Raw genomic sequence first — 17,718 nt, 5'->3', positions numbered from 1 at the left:
CCGACTGTGAGTGAGGGGTCACCTCACGCCGGGTCGCCCGGTTCTTGGGTTCAGCGACCTGGGGGCAGGGGCGATCCACCGAGGTGGTGCCGGTGGTGACCAATGGGATGGGGTGTGAGGTGCGGGCGATGGGAAGGGGTGCGTTCGATGACCAGGAGGGCGGCGTCGTCGGCGGGGTGGCCGCCGATGTGGGCGAGCAGATCGCGGTGGATGTGGTGCAGCAGAGTATCGGGGTTGTTGGCGGGGAAGGAGGCGACCCGTTCGGCCAGCGGGTAGAACGCTCCGGACGGCGAGCGGGCTTCGATGACACCGTCGGTGTAGAGGACGAGCATGTCGCCCCATTCGAAGGTGAACGGGTCGGTGCGATCGTCCTCGACGAATGGTTCGCACACGCCCAGCGGAGGCAGGGGCTGCCGTGCGTGCAGGACCGTGACCTGCTGATCGTGCACCAGCAGAGGCGGGGGATGCCCGCAGTTGATCATCTCGGTCGACAGGGCGTCGTCGGGCATCTCCAGGACGAGGCAGGTGATGAAGTGCTCGCCGGCGTCGTGCTCGGTGTCCGCCACGTCCTCCACGTTCCGGGAGACGCTGTCTCCGAGGGCAGCTACCAGCTCGGGAAGGGTGGCATACCGGTGAGCGCCCTCACGGAATGCCCCCAGTACCAGCGAGGCCTCACCGATGGCGGCCAGCCCGTTGCCCCGGACATCGCCGATGACCACCCGGGTCGCGGCATGCGCGGCGCGGGCGACCGCGAACAGATCCCCCCCGATCTCGGCCTCGTCCTGCGCGGACATGTACAGCCATGCCACCTGCAACGGCCCGATCCGGCGTGGCGGAGGCCGCAGCAGAACCCGCTGAGCCGTCTCCGCCACAGAGCGTGCCAGGCTCAGCGCTCGGTCGCGCCGCTCCTGCACAAACCGCAGGAAAACCACCAAAGCGGAGAGCGCGGTCAGCGCGATGATCTGCGCCATGCGGTTGGACGTGGTCAGCCTGCCGAGGAACACGGCGATGACCACCTGGGCCGCCACGGCCAGGACCCCGGCGAGAGCGGTGAGCCGTGGCCCGGCGAGGGAGGCGGTCAGAGCGGGCGCGATGACCAGCAGTGGGCCCAGCTGGACATCGCGCCCGGTGTAGATATCCAGCACGGTGATCGTCAAAATCAGCACGAACGGGATCGCCACCAGACCACGACCTGATGGCGGCTCCAGGAACTGATCCCACGAACGTCGCACACCCATATACCCCTTATGCTCCATCGATGGCGCACTCCCAGCCAGCCGACGAGCACGGGTCGGGTCTTCTCTCAGCCTTCCTGCGGCGGCCTCATTCTTTCCGTCCGCCGGCCCTGCCGTGACTTCCGATTGCGGAAGTACGACTCCAGCACGCGCCAGTCGAAGAGACGGGTGCGTCCAGCCTTCGGGGCCTGGTCCAAGGGGAGGGGTCGGTCCGGGTCGATCTCGGCGAGCTGGCGGATCCGCTGGGCCGTCAGCCGCGTCAGCTCGGCTTCGTCCGGCCGGGACCGGCGGTTGTACCGCCTGGCCCCGCGCGGGACGCTGGACACATCGGGCGATGAGGGTCGCCGTAACCGCGCCGATGCGGCGCTGATGGTCTCTGCGTGATGCAGCCGTCCGGCATTACGGGAGGTGGGCGGGGTGCCTCGCATCACCGTCGAGGTCGAGTCAACCATGGGGTCCTCTTCCATCGGGAGGCACGACAGTCCGGTGACCGTCGAGCATGACGTGCCGAGCCGCGTCGGCGGCTGGCCTGTGGGCAAGGGATGCGTCGAGGACACCTGGATGGCCGGTCCGTCCGGGCCATGGTCCTGATGCAGGAGCCGGCACGGCCGGGCGACGAGGTAGCGGCCTGGCCGGTGGCGGTACACCTGAGCGACGGCTGTCATGACCTGGGCGAAGTGGTGTGCGTTGCCGAGGCCGCCCGGATCATGTCCGGTCCCGCGCGGCCGAAAGCGGGACGAGAGCGGCGGAGTACGCGGCACTCAGCCCAGTGGCATCGGCGAGATCGGCCAGCAACCGTGCCCCGGTATGACCGACCACCCCCGAACCATCGGCAGTGAAAGACGCGACGGACTCGTTCACGTCCGGTTGGAGCACGTTCACGCCGGCCTTGCGGGCGTCGGCGAGGTAGAGGCCGACCTTGTCCTTGTCGTCGCCGACCGAGGCGATCAGGGCAGCCACGTATTCGGCGGGGAAATTCGCCTTGAGGTAGGCGGTCCAGAAGGACCAGGCCGTAGCCGGCGGTAGCCCAGCACGTCGAGCCGAGGGTGCCAGCGCTGTCGAAGGGGCCTACCAGCGCGCTCGCTGGTGAACCACCCGGTCAGGCGGTCGCAGGCGCCTCTTGCCGTCCACGGCCAGGATCCCGGCCCCGGCCGGATCACAGCCGCGCAGATCGGCCGGACCGCCCGGGCAGGCGCGCTGGATGACCCGCCGGACCGTCGCGGCACCGGGCGCGATGCGGACCGCGAATGCCGTAGAGGTACGGACTGCGAGCCGGGCGAGGGTGTCCTGCGGTGCCTCCTTGGCCCAGTGCCCGATCACGGCGACGTCGCTCCGGCCACCACGGCCGCGCAAGCGATCAGCAGCACGGCCACCGACGGGTGCCGCTTCCCGCGCCGGCACCGCGGATCGGCCAGCGTGGACAGCCTCAACACCAGCGGCCCCGTCGAACGATGCTGACGTGTGGGCGACTTGACCAGAGAGACGGTGGCCGACTGGCGGCACATCGAAGCTCCGGTGCGGTAGGGCGACTTGAGAGGTCACCCCCCCAACCGGAGCTTCGTTGCGCACGTCACGCGCCGAGCGGACAGCGTCACAGCGCCGTGACCAGGACACCTACAAGATCAACCCGACTTTGCAATCGCCCTGGGCCGCGGGGGGCCTCCGTTGATGGCTACCTCGAGCAGGTCGGTCATGGGCCCGTTCGAGCCGCCGTCGAACGCCAACTTCACGTACTGGGCCTGCGCGCTGAGGGGGTACTGGTTGTGGAACCCGAAATAGGCGCTGCCCGTGGGGCCGTTGACGGTGCCGGCATCATTCCAGGTCACGCCGTCGACACTGGTTTGGATTCTCATTGTCTTGGGCGTGTTGATGTACCGCTGATCCAGCGTGTTGAAGTTGATGTCGATGTTCGAGGTCTCGGACTTCGCTGGAAGCTTGAATTGAATCCAAGCCTGCTCGTTTCCTGACACTGACCACTTCGACTGATCGTAGTGGTCAGCGTCGATGAGCTTGCCGTCGGTGAGGTTCGACACCGCATCCTGCTGCTGACTGGCAGTGATTTCGGCGCCCTTCGCAAGGTTCCGGTACTGCAGCAGGTCCAGGAAGACCCTGTTTGTCGTGAAGGTTTTACCGTCCAGTGTCACGTCTGCCCAGACGACTCCCCTCGTGGGCGCCTCGACCTGCGGGGTGACGATCTTGTCCTTCATGAATGCGAAGGTGTCTACTTCCTTGATGGCGACAGGCTTGTATTTGTCACCGCCGGCCAGATCGGCGATGCCGCCATGCCATCTGATCTGTGCCGCATCCAAGCCGATGGGCCCGCCTGTGGCCGACCTGCCTTCTATCTTGTACTTGAGCCCGTCGTTCAGGCCGAACTCACCGTAGGCCTCTTTCCCTTCCACCAGCAACGATGCGCTGATCACGTCGGAGACATGGACGAGGCCGTCCTTGACCGTCACCTTCAACGCGCCTTGTTTGGTCACGCCCTCATGAGTGCCTCGTACCGTGATGCTCGTCGTGCCCTCCGACACAGGATGAACGATTCCACTAGGCTTGACCGCCGCTACCTCAGGATTTGCGCTGCTGTAGGTCACGTCCGAAAGCTCGGCCTTCAGCGCGGGGTACCTCATGTAGCCCTCGGCCTTGACCTTCAGTACCCTCGGCGCCAGCTGCTCACCAGTCACGTCGACGTTGGTCAGCTTGTACTTACGCTCAGGACTATCGGTTACGATCTTGATGATCGTATCGATCGGATCTTCCTGCACATCGGCCAGGTTGATGGTCAGGCTGTCGCCCTCCTGACTGAACGACGTGACCGGGATGTCGCTGTTCAACCATCTCACGGTCTTCACCCGATCGTTGATCGGACGGATGGTCAAGGACTTGTCGGTAATCGCGTCGAAGCCCTTCTTGCCGTCCGGCCCCTTCATGATGTGAAGATAGATGTTGTTGTCCCTGGCGGTCGCGTATCCCCATTGCGGACCAGTCGTGCTGTTGGGGAGAGCGAACTTCTCATAATTTCCTCGTCCATCGTCTTCGTAACCGTAGCCCGCCAGGAAGTACGGCGTCGTGCCCGTCGTGGACTCGTGCCTCTCCGGCCCATGCTCCGGCCCGAACCAGTTGGCGAGGTTTTCTCTTACATCGATGAACTCCTGGACACCCTTCGGGTACCTCGTGGCGATCTCTTGGGGAGAGTCCCAGTTCGGTCCCCGGCTGTCGATAACCGATTGATCGTTGTCATCGATATAGCCCCGACCGGCATTACTCAGCATCTCTTTCGAGACCTGCCTGAAGTCGTCGCGCTTACCGTAGTACGGCGACATCTGGTTCTTGGTGTGGATCATCTTCCACGGTTCCATGGGCGCCCGCTTCAGAAGATGATTCGCCCCCGTATTGGCATAGATACCAGACGCCTCGCCGGTTCTCAGATCCGGATCGCCGTACTCTGCCCCCCACGCGTTCGAGTTCACGATGATGCCATCGCTGTAATCGCGTACCACGCTGTACATCACGTCATAATTGGCATTGGGCATTGCCTGCGGACCGTCGAAGTACAGGTATTCCGGATCGTAACGGTGAATGAGATCCTCCACATTCTGCATGAACACATCAGTGGAGTAATGCTGCAAACCGCCACCCTCGGTTGCGTAATACAAGCCGAACTTCATGCCGTGACGTTTTACTGCTTGTTCGAACGGCTTCAGTCCGTCTACTACTTTGCCGTTTTCATCCTTTGGAACGTATTCCGCCCTGATATGCTTCGGATCTGCGAATTTGGACGGCCAGTTATAGTTCTGCTGTAGCGCTTCGACCGACACCAGCGAGTGTCCTTGACGCTTCGCTCTCGCCGCCCATCGATCAACGGAGTAGTTTGGATCCACGTAGTAGTTGTAAGTCGGAGCGGCATGGGTCAATGCGCCGACCCTGCCTTCTTCGAACCACTTGTTGGGACGTTCCTTCACCGCGATGGTGAAGTCTTTTGAAGCAACGTTCCCTTCCCTGTCAGCCACCTGGACAGTGAAGTGATAGTCGCCTGGTTCGGTGTTGACGCTGATGATGCCCTTGGTGCTGTTCAGATCGACTTTCCCGTCGACCAATCCATCCGCGATGGATCCGTCAGGGTTCAACTCCAGACCATCAGGCAACTCCCCCTCGACAATCTTCCACGTATAGCCCGGCGCGCCACCGGCAGCCATGAACTGGAAAGCCGAAGCGGCGACGCCGTACTTGTTGCCGGCCACCGACTTGTTCCAGACGTAAGGCCATTCCTTGTAGCCGATCGGCATGTTGCTCTTCGGGAGCGGAGTGCCGATCGCATCGTCAGTCGAGAGCCCTTGCGACACGATCTGCAGGTTTCCCGACGGCCCTGTCACGGAATTGACCAGACCGTTGATCTCGTTGCCGGCCTGATCCGCTACCCGGCCGTAGAACCCGAGATAGGCTACGTTCTGGTCCTTGGCAATCGGCACGCCGTTTGAATTCACGTCCTCCGTGTAGGTGTGCTTGATCTGAATCATCAGCTTGTTCCAGCCCGCCTGCAACTGGACTGCTTGCTTCGTCAGATCCTTCTGCACCTCCACCGGAGTGCTTGGGCCCGTCAGACACCTGTCGTTCACATACAGTCGATACGAACCGCTCGCCCCGACGTTGAAATATGCCTGCTGCTCGACCGGACTGTAGACGTACGTGTGCGCGTACACGTACTTGTTCCTCGTATCGACACCCTTCTTGACGGCGTAGTACCCGTAGAGATCCTGGTAGTCGTCGTAGTTCCGGTTATAGATACGGTCGTCGAAGTACTCCCACTTTCTGTCTTCGTCGCCGAAGCTCAACGACTCACCGGTCTTCGGGGCGATCTCCTTCTTCCCATCGACCGGTAGCGGCCCGGCTTCGCATTCATACTGCTTGTCGACGACCGGAGAATCAAACGGACCCGACACCAACCACGAGTTGATGAACGGAGCGCTCCCCGCCACCTGCTGCGCGTATGCCTGCTTCGCTGCGGGTACACCTAGCAGGAGTGATGCGACTACCATCACTCCTAGGAGAGACATAATCTCTTTATATCGTTTGCTCACTGTCGAGGACCCTTCTTTCATCAGTGACTATCCGATGCTTCGCTATTACAGGAGTGACCGTCAGCTCGCAGGTGATCAACACGTCCGGAACGCTCGCACCGTTGCGGGTGGTGATGTTGGACCTCGGCGCAGTCGCTTCACGCTCGGTTCGTGATGATCTGCCGGCTCGGTGGGTTCCGGGAACGTGACGGGAACGGGCTCCCGGGATCTGCACGGTCCTGGCCGGAGCAACCTCCTTGCTGTGCAGGCTCTTGCCGTCGACCGCCAGCCCACGCAGCTGGCCGTCGGTGCTGCCCCGCCGGTCGATCAGTCAGCGGCCCGGCGCGGCTGCAGAGTCGGGTCCGCGGGCCCTTCAGCCCGTGAGGCCCAGATCCGGGCGATCCCGGATCTCGACGGTCTCCCCGGCCTGGTGCAGTTCCAGGACTACGATCTCGTTGCGCCCGGTGCGCCACACGGGGGCTGGCGCGTAGAGGGTGCGCTGGGGACCGCGGTCCCAGTACCTGCCGAGCGCGAACCCGTTGAGCCACACCAGGCCCTTGGTCCAGCCGGGCAGAGCGATGAAGCCGTCGGCAGGGGTTGCGAGTTCCACCTCCGCGAGGTGGAACGCGGGGCCATCGGTCGCGAGCCGCTCGAACTGAAGCTTCGTCAGGTCGCTGAGGGGCAGCGGACGGATCTCCCAGCCGAACTGGTACTGGGTGTCCAGGCGCACTCCACCCCTGATTCCCTTGCGGTCCTCCAGCCAGGGGCCATAGTTGATCCGCCCCATGTTCTCCACCAGCACCTCCAGTTCGGCGCCGCCGGCGCCGATACTGAGCGGCAGTCCGTCCATCGGACGGTCGCGCTCAAGGACTCCGAGCGGTGCACCGTCCAGGAAGACCTGTGCGCGGTCGGCAAGGCCGGAGATACGCAGCGTAGCGTCCGGGAAGGAGCCACGCACCCGGGTGCGGTAGTGGATCAGTCCGTACGCCTGGCCCAGGGCCTCCATGGGCTCGGGTGCCACCCGCTGGAGCGGCTCGGACAGGGAGTCCAGGGATGCTCGCAGCGAGGCCGTGCCACTCGGCTTCAGCACTCGGGGGGTGAGCCTGGCGGGCAGGGTTGGCGGCTCGTGCCTGATCGGACCGAAGTGCCGTGCGATCACGTTGCGGAAGGCGTGGAACTTCTCCGTCAGTTCTCCTGCTTCGCCGACGGGTGCGTCGTAGTCGTAGCTGGTGCAGGTGGGCTGGTAGGTGGTTCCGTCGTGGTTGGCGCCGTTCCACCAGCCGAAGTTGGTGCCGCCGTGTCCCATATAGATGTTGACCGAGGCTCCTTGGGCGAGCATCCGGTCCAGGTCGTCCGCAGCTTCCTGTGCGTCACGGACGTGGTGGTGCTCGCCCCAGTGGTCGAACCAGCCGTGCCAGTACTCCATGCTCACCAGCGGGCCGGTCGGCTGATGGTGGCGCAGCACGGTCAGGGAATTCTCAGGGCAGGAGCCGAAGGTTGCCGTGGCCAGGATGCCGGGGATGTGCCCGCCGCGCTGGCATGGGTCGGTGGCGCCGTCGGCTGTGAACAGCAGGCAGTCGGCGCCGCGGCGGATCAGGCCGTCCCGAAGGTGTTGCAGATATGCGGTGTCGGTGCCATAGCTTCCGTATTCGTTCTCGATCTGCATGGCCACCACGGGACCGCCGTTGCTGGACAGCAGCGGGACGAGGACGGGCAGCAGCACGTCGAACCAGGCGTCCGCGGCGGTGAGGTAGCGCTCGTCGGTGCAGCGCAGCCGCAGGTCGGGATCCGCGAGCAGCCAGGCGGGCAGGCCGCCGAACTCCCATTCCGCGCAGATGTAGGGGCCCGGCCGGACGATCACGTCCAGCCCGAGGCCGTCGGCAGTGGTGATGAAGCGGGCGACATCGGCCGGGCCTGTGAAGTCGTGCTGCCCCGGGACCGGCTCGTGGAGGTTCCACGCGATGTAGGTTTCTACGGTATTCACGCCCATGGCGCGTAATCTGCGCAGCCGGTCTTCCCACGAGTCGGGGTGAACGCGGAAGTAGTGAATGGCGGCGGAGATGATCTGGTGGGGGCGGCCGGCACGCAAGAAGCCGGAGTCGGTGACTGTCAGCTGGACGGCGGGGCGAGTCGCGCTCACGGCTACTCCTGGGTGGGTGGAGAGGTGCGTCATGTCCAAGTCGGCCGCCACGGCGCGCTCGCGTGAGCCGTCGAGGCCGACGACGATCGGCTAGAGCACGGTGATCACCTGCTTTCGGGCGCGGTGGTCAGGGCAGCGTGGCCCGCTTCGAGTCGGGCCACCGGGATCCGGTACGGCGAGCACAAGATGCAGTCCACGCCGATGCGGTGGATGAAGTGGACGAAGTCCGCTGCGTCCTCGTGCGGGGCGTTCGCGTAAAAGGGTCGGTCTCGACGGCGGAGCCAGGAAGCGCGCGCCCTGACTTCCCCGTCACGTGCAGCTCTTCGGCAGTTGTGAACGATGCCAACCGCCTGCCACGCACCGAGCCCGCGGACACATCCCACCGCCGTGGGAGACCGGTCACCGTGAACGTCTGCCTCCAACGAGCCGCACCAGCAGGGCTGTTACCACCTGCGGCATCAGTGCGTACCCTCCTCGACCGCACCCTCATTTCACGCTCCCGGCGGTCAGCCCGGAACGCCAAAAGCGTTGCAAGGAGAGAAAGGCCACCAGGAGCGGGATGAGAGACAGGGCGGCACCCGTGATCGTGACGTTGTAGGGGACGCCGTTGTTGAACTCGGCGCGCCAGTTGGCCAATCCCACCGTCACCGGCTGCAGCTTGTCATCACTGAGCATCAGCACCGGCAGCAGGTAGTTGTTCCAGCTGCTGACGAACTGGAACAGGAAGACCGTGACCAGCGCGGGCGACATCACGGGGGCCGCCAGCCGCCAGAAGATCCGGGCCTCGGTGGCGCCGTCGACACGTCCGGCCTCGATGAGTTCGTCGGACACCGACGCGGCGGCGTAGATGCGGGACAGATAGACGCCGAACGGGCTGACGACGCTCGGCAGCAGAACCGCCCAATAGGTGTTGACCAGGCCGACCGCGCTGAACATGAGGTACAGCGGCAGCGCGAACATCGACGCCGGGACGAGCACCGCACCCAATATCACGTTGAAGACGAGGTCCCGTCCGCGGAACGCGTATTTCGCCAGGGCGTATCCGGCCATCGCCGAGAGCGCGGTGCTGACCGTGGCGCCTGCGGCGGCGTAGAGGAAGCTGTTCCCGATCCACCGAAGGAAGATGCCGCCGTCCTGGCGGAACACGTCACGTATGTTCGCCCACAGGTCGAAATGCGAGAACCACAAGCCGTTCGTGGTGAACAGATACCCCTTGTTCTTGGTGGCGGTGACCAGCAGCCACCATGGCGGTATCAGTGTGTAGAGCGCGAAGAGAACGAGTACGGCGTTCACGCCGGCGCGGCTCGTGAGTCCCGTGCCCAGTCCTCCGCGTGCGGCACCACGCGCTGCTTGGCGTTCGATGGCCGTCATGCGCTCCATCCCTTGCGCTGGGCGAATTTGAGGAAGCTGAAGGAGAGGACGAAGGTGAGCAGTGCGAGGACGACCGATTCCGCGGCGGCGAAATTGTAGTTGTTGAGGTTCGCCGAGTACTGGGTGGCGAGAATGGGTGTGTACGTTCCCGTGATGCTGCTCGCCACTCTCCGAAGGACCTCTGGTTCGGTGTACAGCTGTGCCGTGCCGATGATCGAGAACACTGTGGTGAGCATGAGCGCGGGGCGGATCAGCGGGATCTTTATGTGCCAGGCGATGCGCCAGCCGGAGCATCCGTCGATCGTTGCCGCCTCGGCGAGTTCGGCCGGAATCGCTTGAAGCGCCGAGTGGATGATGAGCATGTTGTAGCCGGTCCAGGCCCAAGTGAGCATGTTCGCGATCGATACCGGCGCCAGGCCGTTCGACAGGAAGTCCACGGTGATCCCGAATTGTTTCAGTACGGCCGTGAACGGGCTGATGCCGGACATGTACAGGTAGGACCACATGATCGCCGCGATGGCACCGGGAAGCGCGAACGGCAGGAAGTAGATCAATTGGAAGGCACGCTTGAACCGAGCCGCGCGCGAATCGATCAGCAGGGCGAGAAACAGCGCGAGGCCGAGCATGACCGGAACTTGAACCAAGCCGAGTAGAAATACACGGAGCAGGGACGACAGGAAGTCCGGATCCTGCAGCGCCTTGGTGTAGTTGGACAGTCCTGCGAATACGGTTTTCGACGGTCCCAGGCCCAGGCCGCTGCGGTGGATCTTGAAGAGGCTCTCGTAGACCGCGTAGGCGATCGGGGCGAGCATCATGGCGGTGAAGAGCACACCGAACGGCATCAGGAACAAGGCCGCCGAGAGGGTGCGCCGCCTGCGCCCGACCGGTCTGTTCGGCTCGCTCGGCCTGGCCCGGGAATGTCGCGGTGACCCGGTGGGCCGCCTGGACACGGTTGTCATCATTGCCGTCCTCCACACCTCAGCGTCTCGATGACGGGTCGGCGCCCCCGGCACAGGAGTTGAGTCGCGGGCCGAGGGGCAGCCGGAACAGCCAGGTCAATCTGAGACGGACAGCCCCTGGTTCCTCATTGCCGAAACGGTCTTGTCCTGCACGGTCCTGGCCACGTCCGGCACCGTGCTCCGGCCGTCCTTCGCCTTCTTGAGCCCGTCCACGAAGTCGGACTCCACCTGGTTCATCGTCGGGCCCCACGCCCAGTCGGGACTGGTGTGCTGTGCGGCCGCCTTGAACACCTCATAGATGTTCTGGCCGCCGTAGTACGACGACGGCTCGTCGAACGCGGGCAGATCGAGTCCCGACGTGGCAGCGGGGTAGATGCCCGTGTTCTTGATCAGGTTCGTCACGCTGTCTCGGTCGGTGCTGAACCAGCGGGCGAACTCGGTGGCTTCCTCGGGGTGCTCGCAGCCCTTGAGGACGGCTGTGGTGGAGCCGCCGTTGTTCCCCGCCGCCTGCGCGCGGGCCGACCACTGCGGCATCGGCGCGACCGCCCACTTGCCCGCCAGGTCCGGCAGGTTGGTCTGCAGCAAGGGAGCCGCCCATGCCGCCGTAATCAGCGACAGGACCTTCCCCTTCCCCGCGTCGTTGAACCACGCCTGCCCGAGCGGACCGTCGGCAGTGTAGAGCAGCTTCTTGTCGAGCAGGCGCTGCCAGTACTGCGTGACCTTCTGCGTCTGCGGACTGCCGATCGTCACCTGCCACTTGTCCTTCGACGTATCGAACCAACGCCCGCCGGCCTGCCAGACGTACCCGGCTGTGTCGTAGGAGTCGGTCACCGAGTTGATCAGGTGGACGGACGGGTCCGCCTCATGGACCTTCTGCGCCGCGGCCGCGAATGCGTCCCAGGTCTTCGGCACCGCGATGCCGTACTTGGCGAACAAGTCCTTGCGGTAGAACAGCGCCGTCGGGCCGGTGTCCACGGGGATACCGAAAACCTGGTCGCCGAAACTCGACTGCCTCCAAGTCCAGTCGACAAACTGGCCCTTGCTCGCGTCGGCGTACTTGGAGATGTCCTGCAACGCGCCGGTCACGATGAAGGTGGGCAGCGTCTCGTTGCCGACCTGCGCCAGGCAGGGCGCGTTGCCGGCCTTCACGGCGTTCTGCATCTTCGCGTAGCCGCCGCCCGCCCCGGCCTGCACCTTCTGGAACGTGACCTTGATGTTCGGATGGCTCCGGTTCCACAGAGCAACCGATTTCTCGTAGCCCGGAGCCCAGCCCCAGAATTCCAGACTCACCTTCTTGTCCCGGCCCGAGTCCTCGCCGCCCGGGCCATCCGAACTGCAGGACGTCGTTGTCGTGAGCGCCGCGATCGCGAGCAGCGCGGCACTGACGCGCGTCAGCCATCGGGGTGCCAATGTCCCTCGCCTCCTCTCCCCGTACATGTCGTGATTCCTCTTTCTCATGTCCATCCCATCTCGGATGAGTGACTAGAACGTTGTGTTTCCGTACATCGGGCCGCCGACAGCGGGTGTCTGGTTCGCTCGATGAGATGAGGAGCCCGTCAGCCCTTGCTGCCGGTGAAGGCGATGCCCTGGATGAACTGCCGCTGGAGGAAGAGGAAGGCGACGATCAACGGCGCAGACGCCATGAGGGACCCCGCCACGAGCCGTTCCCGCCGCAGGCAGCGATACCGAGGAACAGTCCGGCGGCCGCAAGCGCGGCTCCCCAGGAGGCTCTGCTCCACGCAGGTCCCCTCCTTCCACCCCGGCCGAGTAAGCATGTACATACCCCCTCTCCTAGGCTCACGGGAGGCTAGGACAGATAAATCTGATTCTTCGGTCTTCGCTACCAGGCAGCCGCGCCATCTACGCGCGCACCACAGCGCACCAGATCAGACTCCCGTCACGACCGATCACCGACGATCGCGCCGCTGCGAGCTGCAAGTGCCGGTCGCCTTGAGGTGGCACGAGTCTGCGTGCGAGACCCTCTCACGTCAAGACCCTAGATGTGATTCACTGAGCACCGGCTACGAAATAGATTTGAACCATTCACCGCTGCTGGCACCCAAAGCATCGTGGACAACGACTCCTTGGCCGACAACCACGCCGTCCACCTGGCCCAAGCCCACGGCGCGCACATTGCCGCGAACGAACCATCGCCCACCCAGCACCAACGCGCCCTGGCCATGCATGCGGGCGTTTCCGGTCTCCAGTTCGTGCAGGGTGGTCGACTACCTCCGCACCACCGAACCCTTCGACGCCGCGTACGCCATCGGCACCATGGCCTTCACCAAGCTCACCTGCGGCAAGGAGCCCTTGATCGCTTGCAGCACGCCCAAAGCCTTCTGCCCACAGGGCTTCGCCTGCTGATCGTCGAGGGATACCGTCCCCCGAGCCTGCAGCGCGCCTATTTCGAGGAGTACGCCGCGGAACTGCGCGCCGGCCACCGGGACTGGTCGGACAGCCGGATCCACGAAGCGGCCAGCCGCTACGTCCAGCCGCCGGAGATCGCGCCGCACTTCAGGCCCCGCTCGCACCGAGATCGTCGACTATGAGGTTGTCCAGGACAAATGCGTCGCCGGCGACCCTCTTGACGCCTAGCCATACGGCCCCCTCAGAAGCCGGGCCCGAGCGGAAGGTGCGTACATAGGTCCGGTGCGGCGCGGGGTTCTGGGGCGGCAGACTGTCGTCCCATCCAGGAGGCGTGGGATCCCCCGCCGGGGGTGGTGTGTCGAGTTTGCGGTCCGTCGTCGGCAGCAGCTTCTCCTCGTCGATCTGAGCGCCCCCGTCCCGGCCGAGCACAACACGGTAGTCCGAGCCGGGGTCAGCCTGGTAGTCGAACGTGACGCGGTAGTTGCGGTTCGGCAGGAAGCGGAGAGTCTGCGGCAGGGTCCGGTAGACGATGCCCGCGGTCTCGCTGAGTGTCTTGAGCGAGTGGCGACCGCTGATCGTGTCGCGTGTGTAGCCCTTGTGCGTCTCCGAGAGGTGGCTGCGTTCACCGTCGCCGGAGGCGGGCACGAAGGGGCCAAGGCCCTCGTCGACATGCTCGAAGTCCTCTGTGTACCAGTGCCCTCCGAACTCGGGGTCAGCACCTGGCAGGGGTACGAGCCGCACGTCCGCGAAGTCCACCGTGTTGCCGGCGGCGGCCGGGTCGGCGCGCAGGGTGAGTGTCACCGCAGCGGGCACAGTGCCGGTGACGGTGAACAGCACGCGCATGCGCTGGAACAGCGTACCCCTGCGGCGGCCGTTACCCAGAACACAGCGCAGTGGCGAGGAATCCGTCCAGTTGGCGGCCACCGGACCCGAACGTTCGTCACCATCTCGGCCCTTGACGCCCGTGCCCGTGACGGACAGCACCGCCTTGCGGGAGCCGGAGACCCGTACCCAGACCGCGGCTGCGTATGTACCCGCAGGCAGGGCCTCCACTCGCTGGCTCACCGAGGCTTCTTCCGGCGCTTCGATCCGCAGGTACGGCAGGCCGTCGCCGTCGTCGGTGACGCGCGCGGTGCCTCGTGCCGTCCAGCCTTCCAGGGTCCGGCCCGTGAAGGCGGGATGAGCGAGCAGGCCGCCCGAACCGTAGCGCGGAGCCGGCTGGGGCTCCGGTTCGGATCGGTAGAGGACGTAGGGGGTCTGAGCCTCGGCTTCGACCGTGACCTTGCCGTCCTTGACCGGGACGCGGCTGGCAGTGCCACGGCCCTGCTCGGTGAGCCGGTACAGCAGGAGGCTGCTTGCCTTGGCCCAGTGCGCGGGCAGCTCCCAGGTGGTGGCGCCACCGGTCGGGTTCCAGTGGTAGATCTTCCGCGGGTCGGACTCCTTCGAGAAGTCCCATGGGATGAAGAGGGTGTCACCGTCGCCGAGGAGCCGGCCGTGCCAGGTGATGCGGGTGACACCGGTGGCGGTGCTGACGTGTACGCCGTCGGTGAGGTCGAGTTCCTTGTCGGTCCACCGCAGGATCTCGAAGTGTTGGAGGAACTTGGTCGGCAGGTTCGTGACGAACGTCGACTTCAGCCACGCCTTGAGGTTCTTCTGCTGCTGCCAGCCCAGGTAGTGGGTGTTGTCGGCACCGTGCAACAGCGGATGGCGCACCCAGGCATCACGCTGGGTATGCCGGATGAAGCGGATGATCCGGGAGCCGAGTCCATGGCCGTTCTGGCCGGCGTAGGTGAAGACACTGTCGCGCTCGAGCCCAGCGTCCCCTTCGGCGCCCAGCGGCAGTCCGTGTCCGGTGATGACGGCGGCTTGCCGCGCCGCGTGCCAGCCCCCGGTCCAGTACGTGTCGGAGTACACGAAGCCCAGCTCGGGCAGGTCCTTGACCAGTTTCTTGAAACGCGCGGCGAAGGCCCCGGTCGCCTGGTCCTTCACGACATCGGTGTGCCAGGCCTGGTCCATCCATCGCCAGCCCGGGTCGCCCGGGCCGTTGCTGCGGTCCCAGCGGAAGCTCGCTGACTCCGGGTAGGCCTCCCAGGCGTTGATGTGGACCCCGATCTCGGCATTCCACTCCTTGGCCCGCTCGGTGAGCGTACGGAGGTCCGCGCGACCGCCGGCCCGGGCGTTGTACGGGGCCGCGTATTCCATGTGCCCGCTGTCGTGCCCTTCGGACCGGTACCCCTTGAGCAGGATCGCCTGCGGCAGGCCGTCGGTGTACAGCGAGGTCCGGCGGATCTCGTCGAGCACGGTCAGGAAGGGCTGGTGCCCGTGGCTCGCCAGATTGATGGCGATGCCCTGGACGACCTTGGTCCGGGCCCAGTCGGGGGCATGCGGGGCGCGCATGATGCCGCGGAAGGCAATCGCCGCGTCCTGCCAGTCCGCCACCCCGTCACCGTTGCGATCGGCAGTGACCACCACTGCCGCCTCGGGCAACGCGAACACCTTGCCGTCGGCACCCCGGTACACCCACTCGCCGCTCGCCAGTTCGGTGCGTTTCACACCGTCCTGGCCGGTGCTGGTGCGATGCAGCAGCCGGTCGTCGGCGCAGGTCCAGGACTCCACGGCAGCAGCCAGCCGGCCGGTGTCAAGAAGGGCGTACGAAGTACGGTGCCAGTTGCCGTCGCCGGGGGCGTCGGCAACGGTCGTGAAGACATCGGCGGGCGCCGGCTTGCCCAGCTCGTATTCCAGGGCACAGTGCGACAACCTGCCATCCTGCGCCGCCGAGACGGAGACGAGCCCGAGCCCGGGCAACCCGAACGTGGAAACCCTGACCGCGCCGTTCTCCACGATGGTGTCGGCCTTGATCCGCAGGACGTCCTCGGTCAGCCGGAACCAGATATCCACCGTCACGGACAGTTCGGCGACCGTGAGCCGGTACCGCGCCGACTCGCGCTTGGTGAGAACGGCCACCTTGGGTACGTAGTCCCGGCCGTTGATCCTGACCGTTGTCGCGGTGTCTACCGAGCCACCGAGTGTGTCCCCCGTCGCCGTCCAGCGGTATCCGGCCACCCGCGGAAAACCGGCGTCGAGTGTCACTTCCAGGCGCGGTGACCGCAGCGCCACCGTCCGGCCAGCGGCCGCCGACGCCGGAACCGCCGCCACCGCTCCGAACCCGGCCGCGACGACGGCAACCGCCGCCGCCGTACCCCCTTGCAGCACGGCACGACGCGGCACCCCTGTCGGTGCGCTCAGCGAATCCACGCGCGTCGGTCTGTCTAACTCTTCCATTGGCTCCTCCATGAGGCTTTGTCCCCCGTGCAACTCCGTGAACCCAACCGTTCAGCAGGACAGGTCTCCTGTTATAGAGAGCGGCACGGTGGCCAACCATGGACTGCCTGCGAGAACCGTTGGACTTACATATCGGGTGCTTGGCCTCGGCGTTCACTTGCTGCCGGCGAGGTGTGGTTTGCTGTCGCTCCGGCCGCTGTCTGGTCGGCTTGAGCTGTCGGCATGCCGAGGTCTCGGCCTGTGGCCGGGTGCTCCGAGGTCTTCCCGGTCGTAGGCGGGCAGGGGCCTGACCAGTGGCGACGACTTTCCGAGCCTCACGGGCCAGGCTCTCCGCACCCGTGTTCTCACCCGACGCCCTCGCACGCCGACAAGCCCGCCTCACCCCCACGAGCGCGGCAGTGTCACAGCGTCAATCCTGCGGCAGGCGCTTGAGGTTGGACAGACGCCTTCATTGCGTCAAGAAGCGTTGCGGCGACCGAAAGGAGTCGCGCTCCATGGGCGAATCTGTTGGAAAGTATTGAGATCAGTGCAGATTCGCGCTTCAATTTGCGCGCGACGAGTCGACCTCATCCACGGACCACTCATCCGCTGGAGGTGTTGGCCCGCAGGCCCATGGCGACGACGGGAGTGTGCAACTGTGGGTGATCCGCGGATCGGCGCGATCGGGTGCGGGAAGCGCCACACCCTCGCCGCGACTGCGCACAGACCCGGCCACGGCCCTCGTATCACCGCGGGGGCCGACCTCGACGAGTCCGCCGCACGACAGGCGGCTGGTCAGCTCGATCCGGTCATCTCACCGCAGCTCAATCGGGGCAGGTTGTGCTGGTCGGCTGTGGGGCGTGCGGCCCGGCATACGTGATCCAGCACGAACTTCTCGTTGGCCGGGGCGCGCTGTTCACCACCAGCGTCTCGCCGGCGGTTCCCCTCAGCGTTCGGCTCTGCGCCGAGGCCTCGGTGAGGCAGGACCTCTCAACCCGCTCGTCGTCGCCCTTCTCCTGACGTGCTGTTTCGGCGTCTTCTTCACTCCGGCCGGCCTCCGGGCCGTGTTCCCCGGCCCGGAGGCCGGCCGGCAGAAGGCACGGCGGCTGCGACATCACGCACGCCGACCGTGCCCCATCTTGCGTCGCGGTTCCCGACGTGACGCGTCGACGAACTCTGACCGCTCCTGATTCCGCGGCACCGAAGCGGGAGCGCTTCAGTGTTGTGACCCATCTAGTGTCCTGCGCCGGAGATCCGTCGTTAGTTCCTGTATGAGTGTTTCTGCGGGTGTGCCCGCACCGCGTCGTGGTCCGAAGCTGGAACCGTTG

General features: G+C 65.4%; 10 protein-coding genes, 1 pseudogene and 1 riboswitch. Of the genes and pseudogenes, 2 read left to right on the top strand and 9 right to left on the bottom strand.

Annotated features, from left to right (window positions below):
• Positions 1-50: 50 nt before the first annotated feature.
• The 7 genes from ACZ7L9_RS35115 to ACZ7L9_RS35085 form a co-directional block, all read right to left on the bottom strand.
• On the bottom strand, positions 51-1,238 hold the full coding sequence (locus ACZ7L9_RS35115; RefSeq protein ID WP_471421588.1) for a PP2C family protein-serine/threonine phosphatase: 1,188 nt from the start codon (positions 1,236-1,238) through the stop codon (positions 51-53).
• Between the two features lie 318 nt (positions 1,239-1,556).
• A riboswitch (Fluoride riboswitch) is annotated at positions 1,557-1,621 on the top strand.
• A 319-nt stretch (positions 1,622-1,940) separates the two neighbouring features.
• Complete coding sequence (locus ACZ7L9_RS35110; protein ID WP_471421615.1) at positions 1,941-2,195, bottom strand: hypothetical protein; 255 nt, start codon at positions 2,193-2,195, stop codon at positions 1,941-1,943.
• A gap of 108 nt (positions 2,196-2,303) precedes the next feature.
• Positions 2,304-2,555, bottom strand: a complete 252-nt coding sequence (locus tag ACZ7L9_RS35105; RefSeq protein ID WP_471421587.1) for a hypothetical protein — start codon at positions 2,553-2,555, stop codon at positions 2,304-2,306.
• A 302-nt stretch (positions 2,556-2,857) separates the two neighbouring features.
• On the bottom strand, positions 2,858-6,271 hold the full coding sequence (locus tag ACZ7L9_RS35100) for a discoidin domain-containing protein (protein ID WP_471421586.1): 3,414 nt from the start codon (positions 6,269-6,271) through the stop codon (positions 2,858-2,860).
• A gap of 394 nt (positions 6,272-6,665) precedes the next feature.
• Positions 6,666-8,432, bottom strand: coding sequence for a glycoside hydrolase family 35 protein (locus ACZ7L9_RS35095; RefSeq protein WP_471421585.1), 1,767 nt, complete (start codon positions 8,430-8,432; stop codon positions 6,666-6,668).
• 486 nt (positions 8,433-8,918) lie between these two features.
• Complete coding sequence (locus ACZ7L9_RS35090) at positions 8,919-9,803, bottom strand: carbohydrate ABC transporter permease (protein WP_471421584.1); 885 nt, start codon at positions 9,801-9,803, stop codon at positions 8,919-8,921.
• The gene (locus ACZ7L9_RS35085) at positions 9,800-10,633 is read right to left on the bottom strand and encodes a carbohydrate ABC transporter permease (protein ID WP_471421583.1); all 834 of its coding nucleotides are present in this window, start codon (positions 10,631-10,633) and stop codon (positions 9,800-9,802) included. The genes ACZ7L9_RS35090 and ACZ7L9_RS35085 overlap by 4 nt, the downstream gene beginning before the upstream one ends.
• Between ACZ7L9_RS35085 and ACZ7L9_RS35080 the strand changes: the two genes are divergently transcribed.
• On the top strand, positions 10,623-10,796 hold the full coding sequence (locus tag ACZ7L9_RS35080; protein ID WP_471421582.1) for a hypothetical protein: 174 nt from the start codon (positions 10,623-10,625) through the stop codon (positions 10,794-10,796). The two genes, ACZ7L9_RS35085 and ACZ7L9_RS35080, sit on opposite strands and share 11 nt — an antisense overlap.
• 62 nt (positions 10,797-10,858) lie before the next feature.
• Here ACZ7L9_RS35080 and ACZ7L9_RS35075 read toward each other — a convergent pair whose 3' ends face one another.
• Positions 10,859-12,172 (bottom strand): ABC transporter substrate-binding protein, encoded by a 1,314-nt coding sequence (locus tag ACZ7L9_RS35075; protein ID WP_471421581.1) that lies wholly within the window; start codon positions 12,170-12,172, stop codon positions 10,859-10,861.
• Positions 12,173-13,050: 878 nt separating this feature from the next.
• Here ACZ7L9_RS35075 and ACZ7L9_RS35070 point away from each other — a divergent pair.
• Positions 13,051-13,275, top strand: a pseudogene (locus ACZ7L9_RS35070) (M15 family metallopeptidase domain-containing protein); the annotation flags it as partial.
• Position 13,276: 1 nt separating this feature from the next.
• Here ACZ7L9_RS35070 and ACZ7L9_RS35065 read toward each other — a convergent pair.
• A complete protein-coding gene (locus tag ACZ7L9_RS35065) occupies positions 13,277-16,384 on the bottom strand; it encodes an endo-alpha-N-acetylgalactosaminidase family protein (protein WP_471421580.1) in 3,108 nt (1,035 codons plus the stop codon).
• Positions 16,385-17,718: the final 1,334 nt, after the last annotated feature.

The organism is Streptomyces sp. NPDC111516 (genome assembly GCF_055635345.1).
This window is presented reverse-complemented; position numbering and strand designations above follow the sequence as displayed.